Below are 24,374 nucleotides of genomic sequence, written 5' to 3'. Positions count from 1 at the left end.
CGTTAAGCCCTCCAGCGCCGATGGTACTTGGACCGCAGGGTCCTGGGAGAGTAGGACGTCGCCAAGCAACAAGTAAAGAGGACCATGATCTCAATGAGATCATGGTCCTCTTTGGTATATTACGGTACAAACCACTTATATAATTGCTTCTATGCTGCGCATTCAAAGAGGAGATATGCTTTTGTGAATAGCTATTACCTTTGGAAACGCTTATTTTTAAAGGTTGTCCTTCGTAGGAGTACAGTTGTTTGTACAGGGAAATACTAAAGGTTAGGGCTATTGATGAAGGCTTGACACCCCTATACCGCTTTGCTAAGATGGCAATAATATATTTTCAGAGAGCCTTGATTTGTCCATGTCGGACAGACAACAAGACCAATACAGACTAAACAATTTGAAGGAGGATCATCTTGGTGTGGGAAGATAAATTCGGTAAGGAAGGCCTTACCTTTGACGATGTTTTGCTGGTACCTCGCAAGTCGGTGGTTCTGCCCAAAGAAGTAAGCGTGGCGACTCGTTTGAGTGATAACGTGAAGCTGAATATTCCTTTGATGAGTGCTGGTATGGATACTGTTACTGAGGCAGTGTTGGCAATTGCGATGGCTCGCGAGGGCGGTATCGGTATTATTCATAAAAATATGTCCATTGAACAGCAAGCGGTAGAGGTGGATCGAGTTAAACGTTCGGAGAGCGGTGTTATCACCAATCCATTCTCATTGACTCCAGATCATTTGGTGTCCGATGCTGAAGCAGTTATGGGTAAATACCGTATTTCTGGTGTACCTGTTGTAAATGAAGAAAACAAACTGGTGGGTATTATTACTAACCGCGATCTTCGCTTTATTCACGATTTTAACCTTAAAATCAGTGAAGTCATGACGAAGGAAGAACTGGTAACTGCACCTGTGGGTACGACTTTACAGGAAGCGGAAGTCATTTTGCAAAAGCATAAAATTGAAAAGCTCCCTTTGGTCGATGATGGAAATTATCTCAAAGGCCTTATCACCATTAAAGATATTGAGAAAGCTATTCAATTTCCGAACGCAGCGAAAGATGCACAAGGGCGTCTTCTGGTCGGTGCGGCTGTCGGCATTTCCAAGGATACATTTGATCGGACTGAAGCACTTGTAAAAGCTGGTGTGGATATGATTGTTGTGGACTCTGCTCACGGCCATCATATTAACATTATTGAAGCGGTCCGCAAGCTGCGTGAAGCTTATCCTGATCTGACGATTGTAGCAGGTAATGTAGCTACTGGTGACGGAACGCGCGAATTGATTGAAGCAGGAGCATCTGTCGTAAAAGTCGGTATTGGTCCAGGCTCCATCTGTACAACACGCGTAATCGCAGGGATTGGTGTTCCACAAGTAACAGCAATTTATGATTGTGCAACAGTAGCACGTGAATATAATATTCCGATTATTGCAGACGGTGGTATTAAATACTCCGGTGAAATTACAAAGGCCATTGCGGCAGGCGCTTCTGCGGTAATGCTGGGAAGTCTTTTTGCAGGTACGGAAGAAAGCCCAGGCGAATCTGAAATTTATCAAGGACGCCGCTTTAAAGTATATCGTGGTATGGGTTCTATGGCTGCGATGAAGCAAGGTAGTAAAGATCGTTATTTCCAAGATGACGACAAGAAATTGGTACCGGAAGGCATCGAAGGACGCGTTGCTTATAAAGGACCACTTTCCGACACTGTTCATCAGCTGTTGGGCGGTCTTCGTTCCGGTATGGGTTATTGCGGTACAGCTAATATTGAGGAGCTTCGTAACGATACAAGCTTTATCCGTATTACAGGCGCTGGTCTGCGTGAGAGCCATCCGCATGATGTGCAAATTACGAAAGAAGCACCAAATTACTCTCTATAAAGTTCGGCTGTAGTAGACTTGACGACAGGCAGAGCGTATTTCGCTCTGCCTGTCTTTTTTTAGAGATACCCCTGTGATAGAATAGACAAGTGTCCGCCTTTTGGACGAAATTATTGACGAATTAGGACACGTAGGTCTTTTGGACGATTCCTACCAGTAAAGAAGATTCGAGCAGAAAATGCTCATGACAGGATACAACTAAGCAAACGAAGTGAAACTGGATTTTATAACACTTAAACATTAATTACATTGGCCAAGTAGAGGCTGTAACCACCGTCTCGTTATTCATAGCGATCGGGTTAAGGTACGAGAGGAGTTTGTATTCATTTGAAAGCGAACAATTTAAAGCAAAATAAAAAACGCAGCATGATTAAAAAGAGTGTGACTGCAGTCATGGTGCTTAATATGATGTATATGTCGGCATTGCCTGTTGTAGGCAATTTCGATTCGAGCGTGGCTACTTTTGCAGCTGGAGCGGCAACAGAGGCAACCAATATTACGGGGACAGGTTCTATTAATCCTCCTAGTCTGGCACTACGTTCCGCCATTTTGATCGAGCCTTCCACTGGGCAAGTATTGCTGTCTATGAACCCAGATGAGCCACTTCCGCCAGCAAGTATGACTAAAATGATGACAGAATACATCGTGGCTGAACAGGTTAAGCAAGGTAAACTCAAGTGGACGGATAAAGTTACGGTTAACGAGAATGCTTCTAAGAGCATTGGATCACGTATTTTTTTGGCTCAAGGGGATCAACATACGGTAGAAGAGCTTTATATTGCAATGGCGGTAGGTTCTGCTAATGATGCAACAGTAGCCCTTGCTGAACGAGTATCTGGAACTGAGCAGGACTTTGTAAAACTAATGAATGAAACAGCTCAGAAAATGGGCATGAAAAATACGTATTTTATCAACTCGACTGGTTTGGATCGTGGTGATATGCCGAAAGGCTTCCAGCCGGATACAGACCGGGAAACTGTGATGACAGCGAGAGATGCAGCTACTCTGGCTGGTTACATCATTAAAGATCATCCAGATTACACACGATTTACGACAATTCAATCTTACAAATTCCGTCCTACTGACAAGGCGCCAATTATTAACTATAACTGGATGCTAGAAGCAAACAAAAATATTACTAACTTTAGAAAGTTTGCTTACCCAGGTTTAGACGGGATGAAAACAGGCCACACGGCTAATGCTGGAAACTGTTTTACAGGAACCGCTGAACGCAACGGAATGCGTCTCATCAGTGTAGTTATGGGGGCTGATTCAGATGCACACCGTTTTACAGAGACAGCTAAAGTGCTGAACTATGGTTTTGATAATTTTGAAGTGAAGCAGGTTATTGCTCCAAAGACGGTGGTTAAGGGTGTTGAGAATGTGCCAGTGACCAAAGGTACGGAAACAGAAGTACCGATCGTCACCAAGGATGCAGTAAGCTTTATCGTACCTAAGGGTGCGAGCAATCCTAAGGTAACCTTTACAACGAATATTACACCAGCAAGCTCTCTGGTGGCACCTTTGAAGCAAGGGGCCAAAGTCGGAACAATTACGTACACGTACAAGACAGACGGTGTGGATAAAGGGCAGACGAAAACCGTGGATCTGGTTACTACGACGGCAGTAGAAGAGGGCGGCTGGTTCCGAATGCTTTTCCGGGCAATTGGTGATTTCTTCGGAGATCTGTTCCAGGGAATTAAGAATCTCTTCTAAAAAAGCGAAGCTAAGCGATCTACCTTGTTTTTCATTACTTATTTTGCAGCTTGAAATGATTGTGTATTTGGCATTCGTGCGGTAAAATATTAAGTTAGAATCTAAACGTAACCCTTATAGGAGGCAACGACATGGAAACGGGAACTTCGCGTGTAAAAAGAGGTATGGCAGAGATGCAAAAAGGTGGCGTAATCATGGATGTCATGAACGCTGAGCAGGCTAAAATTGCAGAGGCAGCAGGAGCTACAGCTGTAATGGCTCTTGAACGGGTGCCTTCGGATATCCGTGCAGCTGGTGGGGTTGCTCGTATGGCTGACCCAACGATTGTGGAAGAAGTTATGAAGGTTGTTTCTATTCCTGTTATGGCTAAGGCTCGTATCGGTCACTATGTAGAGGCAAAGGTACTGGAATCTCTCGGTGTTGACTATCTCGATGAAAGCGAAGTGCTGACACCTGCGGATGAAGTTTTCCATATTGATAAGCGGGAGTTCACCGTTCCATTTGTTTGTGGAGCCAAGGATCTGGGAGAAGCGCTGCGTCGTATTGGTGAGGGTGCATCTATGATCCGTACGAAGGGCGAACCGGGGACTGGGAATATTGTTGAGGCCGTTCGGCATATGCGTTTTATCAATGGTCAAATTCGCAAGGTGCAAAACTTGTCGAAGGACGAGCTGTATGCAGAGGCGAAAAACCTCGGAGTTGCATATGAACTGCTGTTGGAAGTGCATGAGCTTGGCAAACTGCCAGTGGTCAATTTTGCAGCGGGTGGTGTAGCAACACCTGCCGATGCCGCGTTAATGATGCATTTAGGCGCTGATGGCGTCTTTGTAGGTTCTGGTATCTTCAAGTCGGATAGCCCTGAGAAGTTTGCACGTGCCATCGTGGAAGCGACCACTCATTATACGGATTACAAGCTGATTGCAGAAGTCTCCAAGAATTTGGGAACTCCTATGAAAGGCATTGAAATTTCCAAACTGGCACCGCATGAGCGCATGCAGGATCGTGGTTGGTAAGAAAGAAGGGACCGGCATGAAAATAGGTGTATTGTCGCTGCAAGGCGCTGTAGCTGAACATATACGTAGCGTTGAACGTGCGGGTGCGGAATGTATAGCGGTGAAGAAGATCGAACAGCTCAATGAGCTGTCCGGTCTTATCATTCCCGGTGGTGAAAGCACCACTATTGGTAAGCTAATGCGCAAGTATGATTTCATAGAGGCTATACGTCAGTTTTCCAATCAAGGCAAGCCTGTATTTGGCACTTGCGCGGGATTGATTGTACTGGCTAAAACGATTCAAGGACAGGAAGAAGCACATTTGGGACTCATGGATATTACAGTATCGCGTAATGCATTTGGTCGCCAAAGAGAGAGCTTTGAAACAGACTTGAACATTAAAGGGATTGACGAACCGGTTCGTGCTGTATTTATACGCGCGCCATTAATACAGTCTGTTGGAACGGGAGTAGATGTGCTGTCTGAGTATAACGGCGAGATCGTGGCAGCCCGTCAGGGTCATTTGCTGGCTTCATCCTTCCATCCGGAGTTAACAGACGATTACCGGTTACATCAATATTTTGTGGATATGGTCCGCGAATAGTGAAAGTCAGGCTTGTAGTGTAGGAGGGATTACCTGTGTTAGATATAAAGATTTTACGTAATGAGCTTGGTCGGGTTGAGAAAGCTTTGCAGAACAGGGGGAAATCTCTGGATCTGATTAATGGTTTTACAGATCTGGATGTAAGCCGTCGTGAGTTACTTCAGGAAAGTGAAGGGCTCAAAAATCGTCGGAACGTGGTATCCGGTGAAGTAGCCAAGTTGAAGAAGAACAAGGAAAATGCGGATGATCTTATTGCAGAAATGCGTCAAGTCTCCGATCGTATCAAAGAATTAGATGAGCAAGTACGCGAACTGGAAGTTCAGATCGATGAATTGGTGATGTCTATTCCGAATATTCCTAATGATACAGTACCTGTAGGTGCATCGGAAGAGGATAATGTAGAAATCCGTCGCTGGTCGGAGCCGCGCGAGTTTTCTTTTACACCCAAAGCGCATTGGGAATTGGCTCAGGATCTAGATATCCTTGATTTTGAGGCAGCAGCCAAGGTAACGGGTTCTCGTTTTACGTTCTACAAAGGACTGGGAGCAAGATTAGAGCGTGCGCTGATTAACTTTATGATGGATCTGCACAGCAGTGAGCATGGTTATGAAGAAATGCTTCCTCCATACATTGTAAATCGGGACAGCTTGTACGGAACGGGTCAACTTCCGAAGTTTGAAGAAGATTTGTTCAAGCTGCGTGATACTGAGTATTATCTCATTCCTACGGCTGAAGTTCCGGTAACGAACTACCACCGTGAAGAGATTATGAATGCGGAGCAGCTTCCGAAATATTATGTGGCATACAGCTCTTGCTTTCGCTCGGAGGCAGGATCAGCAGGACGTGATACCCGTGGCCTGATCCGTCAGCATCAGTTCAATAAGGTAGAGATGCTTAAGCTGGTTCACCCGGATACCTCTTATGAGGAATTGGAGAAAATGACGAATAACGCTGAGCGTGTTTTACAGCTGCTCGGACTTCCATATCGCGTGCTGGCACTTTGCACTGGAGATATGGGTTTTACGTCTGCCAAAACGTACGATCTGGAAGTATGGTTGCCTGAGAGTGGCATGTACCGTGAGATTTCTTCCTGTTCAAATACGGAAGACTTCCAAGCGCGTCGTGCGAACATCCGGTTTCGTCCAGATTCGAAGGCAAAGCCTGAATTTGTACATACGCTGAACGGTTCAGGATTGGCTGTAGGGCGGACTGTGGCTGCTATTTTGGAGAACTATCAGCAAGAGGACGGAAGCATCGTGATCCCAGAAGTGTTGCGTTCATACATGCGAGGCATTGAGGTTATTGCTCCTAAACAGTAAGTGTTGCATTCTTAGAAGTTCTGTGGTAAAATAATTTTGTTGCGCCTGAGTATGTTTAAAAGGGAAGCAGCTTTATCCATTTACCACCTGGAGAGGTACCGAAGCGGTCATAACGGGGCGGTCTTGAAAACCGTTAGAGTGCAAGCTCACATGGGTTCGAATCCCATCCTCTCCGTCAGTTTAATAATTTACTTGCTGCATAAGGATTTGTAGCAAGTATGACTAAAACGCACTTTACCGTTGGATAGCGGTGTGGTGCGTTTTTTTGTGTTCGTGACCGTTGGATAAACATCTGACGGAGGTATAGGATTATGAATACAAACACGGGGGGCAAACCGCGTAAACGCGGGCAGCGGAAGAATAGTTTGGACATTCCCCAGCGGTTTCTCGACCGTCTGAGTCCATCGGTTTTGGAAACGTCTCGGGTGGCGCAGGATGAGAGAGCGAGCGTATCGCCTGAGATTCTGACACTGGAGGGGCTGTTCAAACGCTATTACACCGCATACTCTATTTTTTTCATACATCAGTTTGCAGGCCTATAATCAATTGCAACTAATATCTCGACAGGTCAGATCATTGTATACCAAATATATCTTGCAGATAGTTATCAAGAATACGAAGGGGCTCGTGTAAAGCTTGGTTTGGAAACTTATGAGTTACCTTATAGCATATTCTTGGAGGCACCGATACCGATAGTTTCTGAAGAACAAAATCTCCCATCCGCATCATATGTGCGCCAATCGAAGCGGGAACTATCGACCATTGTCTAGCGTCCTTTAAAAAAGTAGTGATGAGTCCCGCTGAGTCCAGATGAACACGGGACGGGCAAAGAGGGTCCCACCACTGGTCATGTCTGAATTGAAACTCTCTATTCCAATTTATGAAGACTTCGTCTTGCGCCGCCAATTCTTCCATTTCAACAGTATCTCCGGCCTGCCGCCCCGACACAGCCAGGCGCAACAGCATCATTTCTTCAGTAAAAAACGGTTTAACAGTGACACTAGGCGACACGATTTCTCGCACCACAAACGCCACATCCATCTCGCGCCGCTCAATACTATCAAAAGCTTCCTGAGTATGCTGCGTACGAATTTGCAGTCGGATGGACGGGGTATGCTGATTAAGCATTCTATATACAGGAGGCAAAACAAATTGACTTATACTTTCGGCAGCGCTTATTGCCAGACTTAACTGCGAACCGCTAGCCTGCAAGATTTGTGTTTCCCTCCAGAGAGCATCCCATCTTTCCGCAATGCTAAAAAAGTTTTCCCCTTTTGGGGTCAGACTGGTTTTGGGTGCCCCTTTTCTTCGCTCAACCAAAAGGCCACCCATTTCCTGTTCCAATGTCTTTAACCGATAGCTCACCGTAGCTTGTGACAGGTGCAGCAATTCGGCCGCTTTGCTTATACTCTCGGTCCGTACGATAGCTAAAAACGCTTCAATCCCAGGAAAATACATAGAATACCTCCTCAATATATAGAAATGATTAATATAGTTCACAAAATATTTGAGTTTTACAACATTATTCTTTATGTTTAAAATTATCGTTAATAAAGACGAGGGGTCAAATGTTATTATAGTACGTTTTCATATTCCCAGGTATTCATGCCGGTAATATGGGTTGTAAGGTAGCGCAGCGTCTTGGAAACTTTGAGGCATATGGTCCGATCCTGCAGCGCCTAAATGCACCGATCAATGACCTTTCAAGAGGTTATACTGCCGATGAAGTCTATAATATGGAAATAATCACTTCTTCTTCAAAAGGGTAAAATGAAGATCATCAAACGGGTTTTCTTCGAAGAATGGTATAGGCAATGAAAGGTGGTTTAGCAATGAAGATTCTCATAGTTGGCTATTTTAGCGAGACCTCGAAATCAAATATTGTAAGGTATTTTCCTCAAGACTGGAATGTTGTAATTGTGCCGCCCGGAAAAGAAATGCTGCATCATATTGAAGATTGCCAGGTAATCATCCCTGAACATATTAAAGTGGATCACAGTCTGCTTTCTATCGCGAAAAAATTAAGATTGGTACAGACGGGTGCAGGATTTGATAATGTAGATGTCCCTGCCTGTACACAGCTCGGCATTTGGGTGGCCAATGCTGCAGGAGTAAATGCACAGGCAGTGGCCGAGCACGTAATGGCACTGATATTGTCTTATTATAAAAACATACCGTTTCTTGATACTTTCATGAAAAACAGGATGGATGAAAATCAATTGGACTATACAGGGAGTGAATTAAAAGGCAAAACGATTGGGATTATCGGTTTGGGCGCTATCGGAAAAAAAGTAGCTGCATTTTGCAGGGTTTTTGATATGAATGTGCTGGCTTATGCGAGAAATGCTCTTGTACAATCTGACGGTTTTGTGAAAATGACGGATTTCGATACTCTTGTAAGCACATCGGATATAGTCAGTGTACATGTACCCTTGAATCAGCAGACCAAACAACTGATCAACAAAGCGGCATTCAAGAAAATGAAGAATACCGCTCTTTTTATCAATACAGCCCGCGGCGGGATTGTCAACGAAAGAGACTTGATTGATGCATTAAAAAACGGGGATATTTCAGGCGCATGCCTGGATGTGTTTGAATCTGAACCGCTTCCTATTGACAGTGAGCTCCGGAATCTGGGTAATGTGATACTTACTCCCCATACAGCAGGAATGCCTGATGGTCGAAAATTTCATAAAAAAAGATATGATTTTTTTATAAACAATATAAAACGTGTAGAAAATGGTGTAGAGCCTGAAAGCAAGCTCAATCAGTTATTATAGTTTTGGTGCAATAAAAATGAGCTATCGGGGCAGCTCCATGTACCTGGTTGCCCCCAGATAATGGCAAGGGGACACGGCGGCGTTGCAGACAGGCCAGCAGTTGTAGCGGTTCTTGCATTAGACTTCACAAACCCAGTCATACCAAAGGCTCGGCGGCTTTCCATAGGTAGTAACGGTCTTGAAAACCGTTAGGGTGCAAGCTCACATGGGTTCGAATCCCATCCTCTCCGCCATACTCTAAATAAACCAAGCCATTCAAATACGATAGCACTGATACATTGGCCTTTATAAGCTAATGATTAGGAATCGTGGAGATTGGCTTTTTTGTTGTATAAAAAGCTCGTTTTTTTCACACGTTATCAGATGTGGAGGTGCTGGCATGAATCGAGAAATGACAGTAGATCAGCAAAAGCTGGTAGAGGCCTGGCAGGAACAACTGCCGATTCTTTTGAATTCAGGGGACAAATCACAGGTACAGGCAGATGAAGCTGACAACCGGGCTATACGGATCCATATCGAGGTAGAAGGCCGACAAATGTACTCCTTTGATTTTGCATGTACTTATGTAGACTCCCGGGAAGTACAGGTTACTTTAGTCGATGTAGAACGGGACGGACAGTCTGTGGATGAACGAACAGATATCATTCAGCAGTTAGTGTCCGATTATACTCGGCATATTCACCAATGTGCCCAAACATTACAGTCATTGACGCACTCGTAGGTCATGAAGGAATGAGGAGGAAGACTACATGACAAAAGCCAAAAACGGTCTGGATAAAAACCTGTCTAACATTGTTGATGATTTGGAGCAACGCCCAGTTAATAGTCATCAGGCACAGCAAGTGCAGCAGGATCGTAATGATCGCCGTCATCAGGATTCACTAAATCATGATAAAACGGAAGATCTACACCATCTATAGTCCTATTTTAAATGGTAATAAACGGATTCGTTGATGTACCACAAATATAGACTGAGAATGGAGGATGCATAAATGGGCAAGCCTAAAGCCATTCCTGTCCCCGAAGCACAGGATTCTGGTGGAAGTAACGAAAAGCGGGAGCGTAGTCATCAGCAAGAGCCGTTATCCGGTTCCAAGAAGGTGAAACAGCGGAATCACGTGGATCATCATAATAGAGAAGGCTCATAAGCAGGCAGACCTTTCTCCTAAAATATATTGCATAGTGTAAGACACCCTGGTAAGAGAGCCAGGGTGTCTTTGTGCTTATTGTAAGAAAATTTTCCAATAAGTGTTTCGCCGTTTGAGAATATGAGTTAAAATAGGAGGTGTGTATTTTTTTTGTTAGCATAAAAAAGGGGTTAATTACGAGAGGAGAGAATCTACACAATGAGTAAAAAGTTATCCGTCTTGGTACTCACTATGGTGTTGCTTTTGACGGTAGCCCTGGTAGGTTGTAGCAAGAAGTTAGAACCGAAGGAAGCTGTTACGACCGGTACAGCTAATGCAATGAAGTTGAACTCTTATGAATCCAAAAGTCAATTCACGATTAAGGAACTGACCATTACATCCGCTTCTGTTCCAAGTGAGCAAAGTGCAATGGTAACTAGCATGCTGAAAAATGCTGATATTACGCTGGATGGTGTATACCAAAAAGAACCTTTCCAATCTGAAATGACGCTCGGCATTCATTTGAAAGGTGATCTTTCCACCAGCTTCACGATTCCAATGGTAATGACTAAAGATAAACTGTACGTTAAAATTCCTAATATTCCATTTTACCCACTTCCACAGGATGTTGTAGGTAAATTCCTGGTCATTGATCCACAAGAACTGGCTAAACAATCAGGACAAGAATTTAATCCTGCAGCCATGGATCAGGAAAAATCGCAGAAATTTGCGAATGAAGTGATTGCTGCTATTATGAACGAGTATGATCAAGCTACGTACTTCTTTGATATTGATCCTAAAGACGCTAAATTGCCACAAGGCGTTGAAGCTAAACAAGTCGTTCAATTCAAAATTACGAACGACAATGTGAAGCAAGCTACCAATACATTTATCACTAAGGCGCTTCCTAAAGTCCTTGATGTGATGTCTAAAGATGAATATGCTAGCATGCTTCAAGTGAAGAAGGAAGAGCTGGCTGAAGCGAAGAAAGAACTGCAATCCAACACCAGCGAAGTTAGCAAAAAGCTGGATGAGTTGAAAAATTACTTGACAGTGAAACAGTTTGATATTAACACAGCTTTGAACAAGGATAACATTCCTGTGTATCAAGACCTGAATGCGAATGTAGAGATGAATGATCCGGCCACAAAAGACAATGTAAAATTGTCCGTAACAGGCTACACGCAATACAGTAAAATCAATGCTAAAGCAGCATTTAAAGTGGGTATTCCAACAGGTGATCAAGTCCTGACTATGGAACAGCTGCAACAAAAAATGCAAACTGTTGCTCCTTAAGTATGGGATGACATGATTGTATGACATCATTTTTTTCGAATATGATGTAAGAAAACCGCTCGGCATAAGCCGGGCGGTTTTTTGTTTACTGTTAATGTTGTCCCTGTGCAGTCATTTAGCTCTGCCACACGTCATCCTCAGCTAAAAGTCCAAACATCTGGTGATCCTGCCATGTGCCCTGAATTTGTACAAGCTTGCGAGCAATGCCTTCTGGCTGGAAGCCGCACTTTTTTAATACACGTTGTGAGGGATCATTATGCAAAAGGGTACCCGCTTGGAGACGATGTAGAGATAAGGCACGAAAGGCATATTGTATGATCAACTTTAAGGCTGCGGTCATATGCCCTTTACCCTGTTCATGATGATCCATCATGTAGCCGATATCAGCGAATTGTCCAACTCCACGTACTAGATTGGAAATAGAGATATAACCGATGAGCCGTTCTTCCTTTAAGAGAAAGATACCAAACACGTAACCTCGATCCTCTTCGGCCTGACGCAATTTCTGACGGATATAATCCTGCTGTTTCTCTAATGTGAAAAATGAATCCTCGTAAAGCGGCTCATAAGGCGCATGGGAATCCCTATTACGGTGCCTAAGGGCGAGAAGGGCTTCGCTATCCGCCAAGCTAAATGGCCGTAAAAAGATACCTTGAGGCGTATTATACAAGCTCATAGGCATGGGTTGGTCTCCTTCCATGGGGAATTAGCAATGAGATGAAGTGTTTTGGACTTTTCCCCCTCAGGATGAGGATGGGGGAGGAGACAATCTGGCTGCCGCTCTTTTTTGCCGGAGATGCCGAAAAAAGTTCGTTAGCAGCGAGGCGCATTCCTCCTGCAGTACACCACTGGTTACTTCTGTACAATGATTGAACCGAGGCTCCTGCAATAAATTCATTAGCGTGCCTGCGCAGCCTGCCTTGGGATCTGTAGTTCCGTATATCAAATGGGGAACCCGTGATTGAACAATGGCTCCGGCGCACATTGGACACGGCTCCAAAGTGACATACAGCCTACAATCCAGCAGGCGCCAAGCACCTAAGTGCTCACTGGCCTGACGAATGGCAACCATCTCTGCATGTGCGGTCGGGTCAGCATCCGTCTCGCGCAAATTGTAGCCGCGACCGATGATTTCATTATCTTTTACGATGACAGCCCCGATGGGGACTTCACCTAACATTTCTGCCTTATACGCTTCCTGAATGGCTTCTTTCATCCAATAGGCGTGATCCATGGTGGTCACTGGGAAAATGCTCCTTTCAAAACGCGGAATTATCCAACGAACAAATATTCCGTTGTTAACATGATGTGAATAAAATTGTGGATAACATGGCACTTGTCCACAGGTTTATCCACAGTTTATAATAAAATCTGTGTATTTGTGGACTACTTGTGGATGATTATCTTCTTATATTGTAGGCAAACCCTCGTCTATTGACAATACTGTACACAAGGTGTGTATTTATGTATATCCGGTAAATGTAAATGCTGGTATCACAGGCGCTATTACGGTATCATTGAGTTAGCAATTGCCAGTAATCGCCAGCATACGGCAAGAGGTGAGAAATCAGTGTGTCGATAAAAATCAGAATAACGATCATTTTGTCGGGGTCCGTACTGTTTATCCTTTTATTAAACATCGCCCTCAATTATTACACGACCCACGAAAATCTAAGAAGTGACAGTGAAACTAAAATGGTTCTGACGGCTAAAATTATCGGAGGAGCTATCGAACAAACCCAACATAGCTGGGAGGCCGTTGACAAGCAGCTCGGATATAATCTGTGGCTTTCTGCCACATTGGCTGCTAATCAGCTAGGTCCTGACATCCGAAATATTCAGCAGGAACAGCTTCAAAAGGTGGCCTCACTCCACAGAGATACTAATATTTCTTTGATGATTCGAGACGGGCAGGGGTATAAGGTTGTTAAATCCTCGGATCCAAAAGAAGTAACGCCATCTGATCCATTGACAGGGTATTGGAAAAATGCAGTTGACCAATTATATGAGCATGGACAGGCTGCAATGGCGCAAGGTCAGAAACTGGATCATTTTTGGACCGGATCATTTGACTACACCGGTTCAGGCTCCTCACAGATTAATAAATGGGGATTTTATTATGACCAAAAACGTAACTACTTAATTCGAATTTCCTTTCAGGATACTTCAGTGCAAGATTTCATAACCATCCTGAGCCCCGATGAGATTGTAAAGCAAACCCAACAAGTGGATTATCGCATCATGGAGATTACAGGAATTAACCCTGCAACCTTTGGTGGCGCTTCGATGGACAAGAACGGGAACGATTCGAAATACTATTACATGTACAATAAACCGATCCAATTTGGCACGTATCAACTAACGAGAGTGCAGGAAGATCGTTTGGCCGTGTCCAGGGCTATCCTCTCCGGGGAGAGTATTGTACAAGACTGCTATATCAAAGGCGAACGGGTTCTCGTCAGTTACATACCTTTTTACCCGGCTAACCGCGAAGCCTATGTTATCCGTATTGTTATGAATTATGATACGATTACTTCTGTTATTTCCAAGCAATTGATAAGCTTAATTGCTATTTCCATTGTCCTTTTGGAGGTTGTAATCATTGGAAGCTATGTGCTGGCAAGTCTGTTTGTCCGCCCAATTCAGTCGATTCTGGGGAAAGTGAACGAGATGGCTGATGGTCATTTTGATACACGGCTAGAAATAAAAGGTGGTCATGAGCTTGCACAGTTGGGTGAACGCATCAATGCGATGGCCTACAACCTAGGGATGTACACGAGAAGACTGGAACAGATGTATGAGGAGAACCGTTCTGTAAAGGAGCATCTGGAATCGGTTATTAATCAGACAGCGGATGCGATTCATGTAACCGACGAGGAGGATCGCGTCGTTCGGGTCAATCATGCCTTCGAAGCTTTGTACGGCTGGACCAAGAAGGAATTGGTTGGTCGTAAGCTGGAGTTTGTACCTCCGCAGCAACAGGAGGAGTATGAATTTCAGAAGAAGAGCCTGCTTCAGGGAGAGAGCATCGTATCAAGTGAGACCCTTAGAATGCGTAAGGATGGAAGTACAGTAGAGATCAGTATGAGCACGTCGCCTATTCTGGATGAAGAAGGCCAAATTTTGGGGTTTATCTGCGTGTCGCGTGATATTACGGGTCGCAACCGGATGGAGGAGCTGTTGCGCAGATCAGAGAAACTGACAACCGTCGGACAATTGGCGGCAGGCGTAGCGCATGAGATTCGTAATCCGCTAACTACGCTACGAGGCTTTCTCCAACTACAGCAGCAAAATCAAGTGTTGAATATGAAACACAACGATATTATGATGTCTGAGCTGGATCGCATTAATTTGATCGTTAGCGAGTTTTTAATACTGGCGAAGCCACAGGCAGTGCATTTTCAGAAAAAGGATGTTCGCTATATTGTGAGCGACGTGATTTCTTTACTAGATAGTCAGGCGCACCTGCTGGGCATTGTATTCAATCTTCAGGTCACGGACGAGCCTGCCCTGGTATACGCTGAAGAAAATCAGTTAAAACAGGTATTCATTAATTTACTTAAAAATAGCATGGAGGCTATGAGTAAAGGTGGTATCATCACGATTCATTTGTTCTTGGAGGGAGAAAGCGTTAAAATCTCTATACGGGATCAGGGAGCGGGTATTCCCGCAGAAATGCTGTCCAAGCTAGGAGAACCTTTTTTCACAAACAAAGAAACAGGGACAGGACTAGGACTTATGGTCAGTCAGCGTATTATACAGAGTCATAAAGGCACACTGGATATTGAAAGCACAGAGGGAGAGGGAACGACAGCCCTGGTGCAGCTTCCGATTGCCAAGCCGGAGTAACGGGCTGGGCGCAGGAGGAAGTGTGTTAGTAGAAATGGAGGGTACACAGGTTGCGCATTAACAAGTTTATCAGCGAAACCGGTTTTTGCTCGCGCCGCGAGGCGGACAAGCTGGTAGAGAGCGGCCGCGTGACGATTAACGGCGAAGTGGCTGTGCTGGGTAGTCAAGCGGAAGAAGGCGATGATGTTCGCGTGAATGGCAAGCCACTGCGCGAGAAGTCCGATCACGTCTACATTGCATTGAACAAGCCGGTGGGCATTACAAGTACAACCGAGAGCCATATTAGAGGCAATGTTGTTGATTTTGTGGGGCACCCACAGCGGATATTCCCGATTGGACGCCTGGATAAGGATTCGGAAGGTCTCATTTTACTTACCAATGATGGGGACATTGTAAATAAGATTTTACGGGCAGAAGGCAAGCATGAGAAAGAATATATCGTAACGGTGGATCGCCCTGTTATACCGTCTTTTGTGCAGGGCATGTCCAGCGGGGTGAAAATACTCGGCCAGCGGACGCTACCTTGTGAGGTGACGCGTGTATCTGAGTATGTATTCCGTATTATCCTGACTGAAGGCAAAAATCGTCAGATCCGCCGTATGTGTGCTGCCTTCGGTTATGAAGTTAAAAAACTGCAACGGCTGCGAATCATGAACATTCGGTTGGGGTCCCTTCAGAAAGGTGCCTGGCGTGACCTGACAGAGGCTGAGAAGCAGGAGCTTGGCCAGATGCTCGACTATACGCTTAGCTAATGCCAGAGGGGCTTTGTATAGCCTACAGCGTATGATCCTCGTATCTGACAAGTCCAGATTATAGGAAGCACTAAACAAAGAGGCACCAGCTGCATAAAAATGCGGCGGTGCCTTTGTTCATATAACATATGCATAATCAACCTTCATTCGAGCTTGAGGTAGGACTGATGACTTGTGTCCCGTTCTGATATTTGCGGAGAACAGATATTTCAACACGACGGTTTTTGGAGCGTCCTTGGCCATCTTGATTGCTTGCCAATGGACGATACTCGCCATAACCGATGGATACAAACTTGGTTGGATCGAGATCTGGATTGAGCAACAAGATACGCAAGAAATTCAGAGAGCGCTGGGCGCTCAAATCAAAGTTGGACGGGAACTGGCTGTTGGAGATCGGTACATTATCCGTATGACCCGATACGATAACATCATAGCCAGGGAACTGCTGAAGCATACTAGAAATAGATTTGGCCAGCTTTCTTGCTTCTGGCTTTACGTCCGCCTGCCCGGATGAAAATAAGGCATTATCACTAATGGTGATCATCAGCTGGGATTGGTTTAGCTTGGTATTCAGCAACGGGGTTAGGCCGTTATTTTGAATATATTGATCCATTTGTTTTTTAAGCTTTTTTAAATCTTCTTCTTCCCGCTGAGCAAGCTGTTTTTGCAGTTCAGAGGTAGAAGTAGCCTTCGATTTTAAGGGTTGTGATACTTGTTCTTTATTTTTGCCCATATCCATGGATTGTGACGACGGATTCGCGGCCGAGTGATCCAGCACGCCAGTGCCGCCACTAAAAGCTGAACTCAGGGATTGAGCCATAGTTTCAAATTTTTTGGCGTCGAGCGAGCTCATACCGAATAAGACAATGAAAAGAGCCAACAGAAGGGTCATTAAGTCGGAATATGGCAACAGCCAGCTTTCGTCAGCATGCTCTTCATGCGGTTCATGTCTCTTTTTACTCACTGGAATCGCCATCCTTCTGGGTCAATGTAGCCCGTTCGGTCGGAGTCAGGAAGATCGTCAGTTTCTGACTGATGGCAATTGTCGATATCCCCGATTGAATGGAAAGCAGACCTTCGACCATCATTAATTTAAGCTCTACTTCTTTTTTGGATAACCGTTTCAGCTTGTTGGACATCGGATGCCACAGGACATAACCTGTAAAAATACCGAGCAACGTCGCAATGAAAGCTGCTGCAATGGCATGAGAGAGCTTTTCCATGTCACTAAGGTCAGCCAGAGCGGCGATCAGACCTACAACCGCACCGAGTACCCCGAGCGTTGGAGCGTACATACCGGCTTGGGAGAAGATCAGTGCGCCAGAGCGATGTCGATCCTCGGTAGCATTGATATCCTCCATCAGAACGTCCCGTACGAATTCCTGATCATTGCCGTCAATAATCATTCGCATGCCGCCACGCATAAAGGGATCATCGATTTCTTCTACCTTAGATTCCAAGGCGAGCAGACCTTCACGACGGGTAATGGATGCCCACTCGGTAAACGTACCGATGAGCTCTTTGCGGTCTAACAGTTTTTGTTCGGTGAAAATAACCTTGAACAGCTTCGGAATCCGTTTGATTTCTGCCATCGGGAAGGCCATAAATATACTCGCTGCCGTTCCGACGAAAATAATCATGTAAGCAGCGGGATTATTGACCAAATTGACGACCGGAGCGCCTTTTAAGATCATCCCGACGACCAGTGACATAATCCCGAGCACAAGTCCGATAATGGTTGAAATTTGCATGATACACCTCATCCATGAGAATAGATTTTGAATCCTTTCATGCCGCCGGGGTCGTCCTTGCCCCAAGCGCGTCATTACAAGACGGATTATAGTATTTATCGACAAAACTCTCTTTTTTGTTAAGTGCGAATTTCCGGTATAATAAGGTGATTATGTATTGAATGGCGGAACCATTGGAGGAAATGGCATGGGAGTAAAGCATGGGCGTGAGTATGAACAAATTTTGAACGATTTGACAGAGGCTGTGGGGCGCATCCCAGATAGCTATGAATTTTTTGAGATGGAAGCAGAAGATTGGGACAGGCTGGACCCGGCGGGACGTCAGGAAGTCAATGAAGCTTTGGCAGAAGATTTATTTTATGCACTGGGTACAGAGCCCACAATCACTGTAGGGAGTAGCGTTGTGATCTATGAGCCGGAGCAGCATCGCATCTATGTACTTATTGGGGACGAGGAGCTGACGTCAGTCCCTTTGATTTGAGGTCCGTCTTATGGATTTATCAACGGGGCCGTGGTAATATGTACACCAATATATCGTAGTTTTGGCCGTATTTAAGCGGTCGAAAGGCTTCCGTATAAACGGGGAGGAGTTCGTAACATGCCTTTTACACAAGAAGAGATTGAAGCACATCTGGAGAAACTGGAGGGCTGGGAACTGGAGGAAGGACGTTGGATCGTCCGAAAATATAATTTTTCCAGTTTTATGAAAGGGATTGCATTCGTGGATGAAGTTGCCGCTATATCTGAAGCATTCAATCATCATCCATTTATTACGATTGATTATAAGACCGTGACTCTGCGTTTGACCTCTTGGGACGACGGCGGTATTATGGCCGTGGATATTAAGGAAGCCCAACAATATAATGAAGCTTTTGAAAAAATGCGCAGCAGTCATTGAGCTTGTAATGATCTGTCGTATGATGATAAAAGCGCCTTCGCTATACAACATCGTGGTTGTATGCCGAAGGCGCTTTTATCATAGAATTTGGGTTGGGTGCTCGGGACGATATACCATACAATAAAATGGTTTTTTGCCATCAGGAGTCTGGCGTTCATAGGTATCTGTAAGCTCAAATCCAGCCGCCTTGTAGGCCCGGATAGCGCGCTCATTCCAAGTGAGCACCTCTAGATCAATTTCATTCTTCGGGTTGCGTCGTTGAGCTTCCTCTGCAATGGCACGGACAAAATCAGAGCCTTTGCCATGTCCGCATCTGTCAGGATGCATTCCAAGACCTAGCCGGGTCACACCGATCATAGGAAAATATTGAGCAAATCCTGTTAGCTTGTTCTCTTCATCCAGTACGGCAACATATTGCTCTTGGCGAAGCGTGGGACTTCCAAATTCGACTTCAAGCGCCTTCATTTGTTCCCAGGGGAGCCAACCGTATATGTTATAAGGTGGATCATAGTGCCACTCACAGATTGCAGCCGCTTGATGCTCGTCCATCGGTACGATCCGATAGTTGGATATTGAGGCCGGCATGTGTTCCATCCTCCTTTTACACAGGTACTTCAATCATTAACAACAGATTGTAGACAAGTTGCAGAGGAATGGCAAGCGTGTTTATTTCATACCTAAGTCGGGTATACATTCAATAAGAAGGAATTACTGCTCATATGCTCCCCCAGCGGTGACGGTAAAACCGACGATGTTCGCTACAATTGAAACCTTTTGAGGTCTCAGTTCGTCAGTAAAGATAATAATTGCTGATGTTGTGGACATAAAAAACCGCAATTCGATTCCGGCCAGAATCAAATTGCGGCTAGGGTTAGCTTGCTGTGCGTTAGTTATTCTACGTTATCGTCATCAGGAATGTCTGAAGCTACAGAATGGTAAGCGTCTGTGCTCATAATTCTTTTTGCACCGACATAGCGGTTAGCGTAATAATTTTCGTTCAGTGAGCTAACTACTACACCACGTGAAGTCGAGGAGTGGGCAAATTTCCCTTCACCTACGAAGATACCTACGTGGGAAATGCCTCTTCCTGTGGTGTTGAAGAACACCAGGTCCCCAGGTCTCATTTCATCGCGGGATACAGAAGATCCCATTTTGAATTGTGATCCAGATTGATGCGGAAGTTTAATTCCCAGTTTGTTGTATACGTACATTGTGAAGCCGGAGCAATCGAATCCCTCGAGTGTAGTGCCTCCGCTTCTGTAGTTCGTTCCTTTGGCATCTTGGATGACCTGGTCCATCTTAGAGTCTGCATATGCACTGCCGCCACCGAATGTAAAAGATGTAAAGGCAATGGCAAGACCCATAGCTGCGATCGTTAGCTTCTTCTTCAAAAAAAATATACCCCTTCCAATGCCTGCGAGGTTAGCTTAAGGATTCGGTAGAAGGTTCCCCTATGACCACTCTGTTGCGAGATCAATTCACCCAAAACTGGTTCCCCCGCTTCCTAGGTGCCAGGAATTAGGCTTAACTTAAGATGTGCACCTTGGAGAGCAGTATTCACAATAACGTTATTTTTGAGATAAAGGTTACAATAAAGATTACAAAGTTGTTACTATCAGTTCACTGCGATTATTGTAACAAAGACGGCTGGCTTTGGCAAATGTTTCATTGCAAAAAGTTACAAAAAAAATCTGCTCCTAATGTCCCAGGAACAGATCTTGTTAACAGTATTCAGTTATGTGTCGTTTGCGCGAGTATGAATCAAGGTTTTTCGACAGACGGAAATGAAGTAAAAAACATAAAGGCAGGGCTTAGCTTCTACTAGAGATATCGGTATGCCATAGTCTGTACTGCGAACTGATATGCCACAGCCTGACCAGACTAGTAACAAAATGATACGATTGCTGGAGAATGAGCGCCAGCATGCCAGTCCAAATCATCGCCACGGTGCCAAATAGACCCAAGACCAGCAGCACACAAGCACCGAGCAAAAGGGATATACCGACAGCTGGGAGGAGCTGGCGAAAGAAGGCGAGCAGGGACGATAGTATGGCGTGACCACCGACAGTACCCAGTTGCATATACAGGATGCACTGCCGAATGAACCATCCGTATGCCATCCATCCAATGACATAGGGCAATAAATGCAGCAGATAAGAGGAAGATTGAAGTGCTCCTGCTACAATAGGGTAGAGTCTCGGTACTACCCAAAAGGCGGGAAGCAGCAGCAGTCCCAACTCGATGGTGTAATACAACAGCGACGACATGCCATGGCGTTTCATACCCTTGAAAAAGGACAGGCTTTGCGGTTCAGTCGCATCGGTATGCAGACTTTGATATATTCCGGCTCTAATGAAGGGAGTGATCAGTATGCGTAGTACAGTCGCCCCTAGTAGTATCCACAAATACACATGTACTTCCCGGCTGTCCATCAGAGCAATCTGGCTCTCCATCCAAAATAAGGTCTGTCCCAGCTCGTTCTGACCCTGATCAGGATAACGGAGCAATAGCGGGATAACGGCAGACTGCACCAGCCGATAGAGAAACACCCCCCACAGTAGTCGATACAGAAATAAAATGATAACGATATAGAAACGTATGCGCACCAGCGCCCAGCCCTCTTTTATAACAGTCCGCATCTATAGACACCTCACCATGACAGACTTCCAAGCAGTGTCTCCAACAGCTTGGTTACACTTATACTCCAACGGGTTTGTTGCTTTTCGTCCAATTCGGCTTTTAGGCTATTGTTAATATGCTTGTTCTCCAGTGCAATGGTATATAAGGGATCAAGGGTTACATGGGAAACGGGAGAAGTACTTTTGATCCGAAAAGTTATGCTTTTGCCCGCACCGTCCCAAGCCTTGAATATCGTGGTACCATCCTTGAAGGTAAATTGGACAGGGATCTTGGGGTAATCCGCCCCTTTTTTGCTGACCGTCACGACTGCTTCATATCCATTCTCCAGCTTGTGGTTTGTGATGTGATCCACTGAAAAGTCCGCCATCTGGCCGTCATATACATACTGTTCAAAATAGTGGCTCCATGAGCGTCCGGTGACTCTCTCCACGATACGTTGAAAATCCAGTGAGGACGGATGCTTGAATCGGTACGTCTGGACGTAGGTCCGCATAATGCGATCCATTTTTTTCATACCCACCTGACGTTCAATGCCCCGTAGTACCAGCTTGCCTCGAGAGTAGGCATTTTGCGCGTACTCAGCAGCTGAGCCGTACTTCCATGACTCACGGTTTAGCGGCTGTGGGGAGGCTACCTGTCCCGATTGTAATGGCAAGTTAGGGGTAAGCCCATATTCTTGCTCCATAAGCCGCTCCTCTGCATAGGAGGTGAAGCCTTCATCCAGCCACGGCTCCTCAAATTCATTATTGGCTACCATTCCGTAGAAATATTGATGTCCAATCTCATGAACTAATGTCCGTTCCAGACTATAGCCAGGATTCAGATTACCCGCAGCAGCGGCCGTGATGAGTGTCGGATACTCCATACCGCCGGCTCCATTGCCTGATTTGGGTGGAACCACGATGGATAGGGTGGAATATGGATAAGGCCCATACCATTTGCTGTAGTACGAAAGGGCGGCCTTCGCTGCGCTCATATAGCGCCCTTTGAGCTCCTTGTGCGACGGGTCAAGGTAGAGCTTGATTTTGACACCAGGGACTTCAGCAGAAGAAAAGGGTTCTTCTACGGTTACAAAGTTGGGTGAAGCGGACCAGGCAAAATCGTGTACATCATCGGCATAAAATTGATATATTTTTTGGCCGTTCTGTCGGACGGCACCACGGGTGGGAAATCCGGTCGCTGCTACGATATGAGTTTCAGGCACCCGAATCCGTACACTGTAAATTCCAAAATCGGCATAAAACTCGGAGTTACCATGATACTGGTGGAGGTTCCAGCCCTCCTCGGCGCGTCCACGCTGTCCTGCAGTCTCGTAGACGCTGAGCTTCGGGAACCACTGTCCTGCCATTACAAAATCATCTGTCGCGCCCATACGAGCGAAGATGGCGGGCAGTTTTACCTCAAACTTCATATATAATGTGATTTCTTCGCCACCTCGTACCGGCTTGGGTAGACGCACCTTCACGAGCGAACGGTCGCCTGCGTTACCGTCATCTGGCTGCACATATTGGATGCGGTGCATGAGAGATAAACCGTCTTCTGTTTTTAGTTCAGTCAGCGTCATGGAGCCAAAGCCGTCTTTGGGCATGGTGTCTCCGCGCAGCTTTCCACCGGATTCCTTCATAAAGGTAGTTTCCATGGAAGAAAAGGCATTCGGGTATAGATGAAGATACAGATCATTCACGGTTTTCTTGCCCGGATGCTTCCAGGTCAGTGTCTCAGTGCCTCGCAAAACCTGTCCTTTTTCCAGAGACACATCAATGTGGTACTCTACCACCCTCTTGCTGAGGATTTCTGTAGCGGGCTGTGGAGGGTTCTTGGGCAGGTCAGGCACGATGTTTGCCCCTAGAGGCTTGCCCATATTTGGGGCAAGCGCAGACTCAGACAGGGAGCCGTATAGTGGTTGGCCTATGGACTGCGGGTCGGATTGCGGTTGGGGCTGCCAGGCAAACCATAACGTCCCTGCGAGGAGACCGAGGGCTAGTGTAGACAATAAAACGATTTTAGTGCGTGCTGGGGTCATACAATGGATACCTCCCGTTGACAAGCATCTACAGCATGTATATGTTTGCTTTCAGGAGATTATTAGTTAAAATATTTATAGTGTAGAATGAGTGTGAAGACGGAAAATGGAGGTCTAGTGACGCATGAGTGAAAATCAGCCGGACGGCAAAAAACAGATTGCACTGAACATTGTCAGTGGCAAGAGTAAACATAAGGGTTTCGGCGCAGGCTCAATCGACCTGAACAGCATGTCTCCGGTTATCATTGACCGAGGAGAGGCGAAAATTGATATCGGTGCCATGCATGCCAAAAGTAAAGTAGAACGCGGTATCAAGTTCTCTACGAATAAAGAGGATGTACCGAACGGGCGCCAAGTATGGCTCGTATGGGTAGCTGTGGATCGTACGCCCGAAGGGCGTATGTACGGCGGTGCCACCGCCTGCGAGATGCTGATTGACGACGAAGCCAAACGCGGCTGGAAAATCCTCGCCGATCACGTCAACCGTATGGATTACGCGCTCAAGCGTCGTTTCATGCTGGATGATCTCGGCAGTGAAGATAAAGCAGCGCTCAAAAGCCTGCTAATTTCGCATAACGAGGAATGGTGGGACGCTTCGCCTGAGGAATTGAAGCAGGCGCTGGAAGGATAGGCCCAGCGTTAACGCAGTAATAATAGTGTAAAAAAGCAGCCACATCTGTGAACTGCACCCCATTTGTTAGACACGACTAACAATGGAGGTGCAGTTTTTTGCCTAAATTCAGTTTAGATGAGAAA

Annotated in this window: 25 protein-coding genes, 1 tRNA gene, 1 pseudogene and 1 riboswitch; of the genes and pseudogenes, 18 read left to right on the top strand and 9 right to left on the bottom strand. The window is 45.5% G+C overall.

Features of this window, described 5'->3' with window-relative positions:
• The first annotated feature begins 413 nt into the window (after positions 1–413).
• The 7 genes from guaB (at position 414) to ACUYLD_RS25145 (ending at position 7,044) form a co-directional block, all read left to right on the top strand.
• On the top strand, positions 414–1,871 hold the full coding sequence (gene guaB, locus ACUYLD_RS25175; protein ID WP_446676206.1) for an IMP dehydrogenase: 1,458 nt from the start codon (positions 414–416) through the stop codon (positions 1,869–1,871).
• Between the two features lie 327 nt (positions 1,872–2,198).
• Positions 2,199–3,587 carry a D-alanyl-D-alanine carboxypeptidase family protein gene (locus tag ACUYLD_RS25170; RefSeq protein ID WP_446676205.1) on the top strand — a complete coding sequence of 463 codons (1,389 nt, stop codon included), beginning with the start codon at positions 2,199–2,201 and terminating at the stop codon, positions 3,585–3,587.
• A gap of 131 nt (positions 3,588–3,718) precedes the next feature.
• The gene (gene pdxS, locus ACUYLD_RS25165) at positions 3,719–4,600 is read left to right on the top strand and encodes a pyridoxal 5'-phosphate synthase lyase subunit PdxS (protein WP_061831829.1); all 882 of its coding nucleotides are present in this window, start codon (positions 3,719–3,721) and stop codon (positions 4,598–4,600) included.
• A 16-nt stretch (positions 4,601–4,616) separates the two neighbouring features.
• Positions 4,617–5,183: a pyridoxal 5'-phosphate synthase glutaminase subunit PdxT gene (gene pdxT, locus ACUYLD_RS25160; RefSeq protein ID WP_069290775.1), complete on the top strand. Its 567-nt coding sequence runs from the start codon at positions 4,617–4,619 to the stop codon at positions 5,181–5,183.
• 35 nt (positions 5,184–5,218) lie between these two features.
• A complete protein-coding gene (gene serS / locus ACUYLD_RS25155) occupies positions 5,219–6,502 on the top strand; it encodes a serine--tRNA ligase (RefSeq protein ID WP_013308176.1) in 1,284 nt (427 codons plus the stop codon).
• 89 nt (positions 6,503–6,591) lie between these two features.
• A tRNA-Ser gene (locus tag ACUYLD_RS25150) sits at positions 6,592–6,677 on the top strand.
• Between the two features lie 136 nt (positions 6,678–6,813).
• Complete coding sequence (locus ACUYLD_RS25145; protein WP_165179775.1) at positions 6,814–7,044, top strand: hypothetical protein; 231 nt, start codon at positions 6,814–6,816, stop codon at positions 7,042–7,044.
• Positions 7,045–7,075: 31 nt separating this feature from the next.
• Here the strand turns inward: ACUYLD_RS25145 and ACUYLD_RS25140 are convergent, their stop codons facing one another.
• The gene (locus tag ACUYLD_RS25140; protein ID WP_069290777.1) at positions 7,076–7,960 is read right to left on the bottom strand and encodes a LysR family transcriptional regulator; all 885 of its coding nucleotides are present in this window, start codon (positions 7,958–7,960) and stop codon (positions 7,076–7,078) included.
• Between the two features lie 125 nt (positions 7,961–8,085).
• Between ACUYLD_RS25140 and ACUYLD_RS25135 the strand changes: the two are divergent.
• The 6 genes and pseudogenes from ACUYLD_RS25135 to ACUYLD_RS25110 form a co-directional block, all read left to right on the top strand.
• Positions 8,086–8,271 (top strand): annotated as a pseudogene (locus ACUYLD_RS25135) (phosphate acyltransferase); the annotation flags it as partial.
• 63 nt (positions 8,272–8,334) lie between these two features.
• Entirely contained in the window at positions 8,335–9,282 is a 948-nt protein-coding gene (locus tag ACUYLD_RS25130) for an NAD(P)-dependent oxidoreductase (protein WP_250259953.1), read from the top strand.
• Between the two features lie 379 nt (positions 9,283–9,661).
• Complete coding sequence (locus ACUYLD_RS25125) at positions 9,662–10,003, top strand: hypothetical protein (RefSeq protein ID WP_061831825.1); 342 nt, start codon at positions 9,662–9,664, stop codon at positions 10,001–10,003.
• Positions 10,004–10,031: 28 nt separating this feature from the next.
• Entirely contained in the window at positions 10,032–10,202 is a 171-nt protein-coding gene (locus ACUYLD_RS25120) for a hypothetical protein (RefSeq protein WP_007428073.1), read from the top strand.
• 72 nt (positions 10,203–10,274) lie between these two features.
• Entirely contained in the window at positions 10,275–10,430 is a 156-nt protein-coding gene (locus ACUYLD_RS25115; RefSeq protein ID WP_029514956.1) for a small acid-soluble spore protein P, read from the top strand.
• 198 nt (positions 10,431–10,628) lie between these two features.
• Entirely contained in the window at positions 10,629–11,705 is a 1,077-nt protein-coding gene (locus tag ACUYLD_RS25110) for a hypothetical protein (protein WP_061831824.1), read from the top strand.
• A gap of 115 nt (positions 11,706–11,820) precedes the next feature.
• On the opposite strand, the gene ACUYLD_RS25105 is transcribed toward ACUYLD_RS25110, so the two are convergent.
• Positions 11,821–12,387 carry a GNAT family N-acetyltransferase gene (locus ACUYLD_RS25105; protein WP_069290779.1) on the bottom strand — a complete coding sequence of 189 codons (567 nt, stop codon included), beginning with the start codon at positions 12,385–12,387 and terminating at the stop codon, positions 11,821–11,823.
• 60 nt (positions 12,388–12,447) lie between these two features.
• The gene (tadA, locus tag ACUYLD_RS25100; protein ID WP_061831822.1) at positions 12,448–12,948 is read right to left on the bottom strand and encodes a tRNA adenosine(34) deaminase TadA; all 501 of its coding nucleotides are present in this window, start codon (positions 12,946–12,948) and stop codon (positions 12,448–12,450) included.
• A 329-nt stretch (positions 12,949–13,277) separates the two neighbouring features.
• Here tadA and ACUYLD_RS25095 point away from each other — a divergent pair, with 329 nt between their 5' ends.
• Both ACUYLD_RS25095 and rluF read left to right on the top strand, forming a co-directional pair.
• Positions 13,278–15,554, top strand: a complete 2,277-nt coding sequence (locus ACUYLD_RS25095) for a PAS domain S-box protein (protein WP_061831821.1) — start codon at positions 13,278–13,280, stop codon at positions 15,552–15,554.
• 50 nt (positions 15,555–15,604) lie between these two features.
• Positions 15,605–16,306: a 23S rRNA pseudouridine(2604) synthase RluF gene (gene rluF / locus ACUYLD_RS25090; protein WP_069290781.1), complete on the top strand. Its 702-nt coding sequence runs from the start codon at positions 15,605–15,607 to the stop codon at positions 16,304–16,306.
• 136 nt (positions 16,307–16,442) lie between these two features.
• Here the strand turns inward: rluF and motB are convergent, their stop codons facing one another.
• Positions 16,443–17,270 (bottom strand): flagellar motor protein MotB, encoded by an 828-nt coding sequence (gene motB / locus ACUYLD_RS25085; protein WP_348621130.1) that lies wholly within the window; start codon positions 17,268–17,270, stop codon positions 16,443–16,445.
• Positions 17,263–18,057, bottom strand: coding sequence for a flagellar motor stator protein MotA (motA, locus tag ACUYLD_RS25080; RefSeq protein ID WP_028542601.1), 795 nt, complete (start codon positions 18,055–18,057; stop codon positions 17,263–17,265). Before motA ends, motB begins: the two co-directional genes overlap by 8 nt.
• 187 nt (positions 18,058–18,244) lie before the next feature.
• Between motA and ACUYLD_RS25075 the strand changes: the two genes are divergently transcribed.
• Together ACUYLD_RS25075 and ACUYLD_RS25070 are read left to right on the top strand one after the other, a co-directional pair.
• Positions 18,245–18,538, top strand: coding sequence for a hypothetical protein (locus tag ACUYLD_RS25075; RefSeq protein WP_061831817.1), 294 nt, complete (start codon positions 18,245–18,247; stop codon positions 18,536–18,538).
• 117 nt (positions 18,539–18,655) lie between these two features.
• Positions 18,656–18,955 carry a 4a-hydroxytetrahydrobiopterin dehydratase gene (locus ACUYLD_RS25070; RefSeq protein ID WP_007428083.1) on the top strand — a complete coding sequence of 100 codons (300 nt, stop codon included), beginning with the start codon at positions 18,656–18,658 and terminating at the stop codon, positions 18,953–18,955.
• 78 nt (positions 18,956–19,033) lie between these two features.
• On the opposite strand, the gene ACUYLD_RS25065 is transcribed toward ACUYLD_RS25070, so the two are convergent.
• The 4 genes from ACUYLD_RS25065 to ACUYLD_RS25050 all read right to left on the bottom strand — a co-directional run bounded on the left by ACUYLD_RS25065 (position 19,034) and on the right by ACUYLD_RS25050 (position 23,618).
• The gene (locus ACUYLD_RS25065; protein ID WP_250267132.1) at positions 19,034–19,540 is read right to left on the bottom strand and encodes a GNAT family N-acetyltransferase; all 507 of its coding nucleotides are present in this window, start codon (positions 19,538–19,540) and stop codon (positions 19,034–19,036) included.
• A gap of 305 nt (positions 19,541–19,845) precedes the next feature.
• Positions 19,846–20,346, bottom strand: coding sequence for a C40 family peptidase (locus ACUYLD_RS25060; RefSeq protein WP_061831815.1), 501 nt, complete (start codon positions 20,344–20,346; stop codon positions 19,846–19,848).
• 5 nt (positions 20,347–20,351) lie between these two features.
• Positions 20,352–20,490: riboswitch (cyclic di-AMP (ydaO/yuaA leader) on the bottom strand.
• A gap of 276 nt (positions 20,491–20,766) precedes the next feature.
• Complete coding sequence (locus ACUYLD_RS25055; protein ID WP_250259949.1) at positions 20,767–21,594, bottom strand: hypothetical protein; 828 nt, start codon at positions 21,592–21,594, stop codon at positions 20,767–20,769.
• A gap of 11 nt (positions 21,595–21,605) precedes the next feature.
• Positions 21,606–23,618: a M1 family metallopeptidase gene (locus ACUYLD_RS25050; protein WP_446676204.1), complete on the bottom strand. Its 2,013-nt coding sequence runs from the start codon at positions 23,616–23,618 to the stop codon at positions 21,606–21,608.
• 124 nt (positions 23,619–23,742) lie between these two features.
• Between ACUYLD_RS25050 and ACUYLD_RS25045 the strand changes: the two genes are divergently transcribed.
• Entirely contained in the window at positions 23,743–24,249 is a 507-nt protein-coding gene (locus ACUYLD_RS25045) for a YwhD family protein (protein WP_013368743.1), read from the top strand.
• Positions 24,250–24,374: the final 125 nt, after the last annotated feature.

The organism is Paenibacillus sp. SER-28 (assembly GCF_052906305.1).
The sequence above is the reverse complement of the archived record's forward strand: the minus strand, read 5'-3'. Positions and strand labels throughout refer to the sequence as shown.

What these genes read in the sequence shown, in the direction of transcription:
- pdxS (WP_061831829.1), top strand. Translation starts at nt 3,719, where the DNA reads ATGGAAACGGGAACTTCGCGTGTAAAAAGAGGTATGGCAGAGATGCAA.
- pdxT (WP_069290775.1), top strand. Translation starts at nt 4,617, where the DNA reads ATGAAAATAGGTGTATTGTCGCTGCAAGGCGCTGTAGCTGAACATATA.
- ACUYLD_RS25145 (WP_165179775.1), top strand. Translation starts at nt 6,814, where the DNA reads ATGAATACAAACACGGGGGGCAAACCGCGTAAACGCGGGCAGCGGAAG.
- ACUYLD_RS25140 (WP_069290777.1), bottom strand. Translation starts at nt 7,960, where the DNA reads ATGTATTTTCCTGGGATTGAAGCGTTTTTAGCTATCGTACGGACCGAG.
- ACUYLD_RS25130 (WP_250259953.1), top strand. Translation starts at nt 8,335, where the DNA reads ATGAAGATTCTCATAGTTGGCTATTTTAGCGAGACCTCGAAATCAAAT.
- ACUYLD_RS25125 (WP_061831825.1), top strand. Translation starts at nt 9,662, where the DNA reads ATGAATCGAGAAATGACAGTAGATCAGCAAAAGCTGGTAGAGGCCTGG.
- ACUYLD_RS25120 (WP_007428073.1), top strand. Translation starts at nt 10,032, where the DNA reads ATGACAAAAGCCAAAAACGGTCTGGATAAAAACCTGTCTAACATTGTT.
- ACUYLD_RS25115 (WP_029514956.1), top strand. Translation starts at nt 10,275, where the DNA reads ATGGGCAAGCCTAAAGCCATTCCTGTCCCCGAAGCACAGGATTCTGGT.
- ACUYLD_RS25110 (WP_061831824.1), top strand. Translation starts at nt 10,629, where the DNA reads ATGAGTAAAAAGTTATCCGTCTTGGTACTCACTATGGTGTTGCTTTTG.
- ACUYLD_RS25105 (WP_069290779.1), bottom strand. Translation starts at nt 12,387, where the DNA reads ATGCCTATGAGCTTGTATAATACGCCTCAAGGTATCTTTTTACGGCCA.
- motA (WP_028542601.1), bottom strand. Translation starts at nt 18,057, where the DNA reads ATGCAAATTTCAACCATTATCGGACTTGTGCTCGGGATTATGTCACTG.
- ACUYLD_RS25075 (WP_061831817.1), top strand. Translation starts at nt 18,245, where the DNA reads ATGGGAGTAAAGCATGGGCGTGAGTATGAACAAATTTTGAACGATTTG.
- ACUYLD_RS25070 (WP_007428083.1), top strand. Translation starts at nt 18,656, where the DNA reads ATGCCTTTTACACAAGAAGAGATTGAAGCACATCTGGAGAAACTGGAG.
- ACUYLD_RS25065 (WP_250267132.1), bottom strand. Translation starts at nt 19,540, where the DNA reads ATGCCGGCCTCAATATCCAACTATCGGATCGTACCGATGGACGAGCAT.
- ACUYLD_RS25055 (WP_250259949.1), bottom strand. Translation starts at nt 21,594, where the DNA reads ATGCGGACTGTTATAAAAGAGGGCTGGGCGCTGGTGCGCATACGTTTC.
- ACUYLD_RS25050 (WP_446676204.1), bottom strand. Translation starts at nt 23,618, where the DNA reads ATGACCCCAGCACGCACTAAAATCGTTTTATTGTCTACACTAGCCCTC.
- ACUYLD_RS25045 (WP_013368743.1), top strand. Translation starts at nt 23,743, where the DNA reads ATGAGTGAAAATCAGCCGGACGGCAAAAAACAGATTGCACTGAACATT.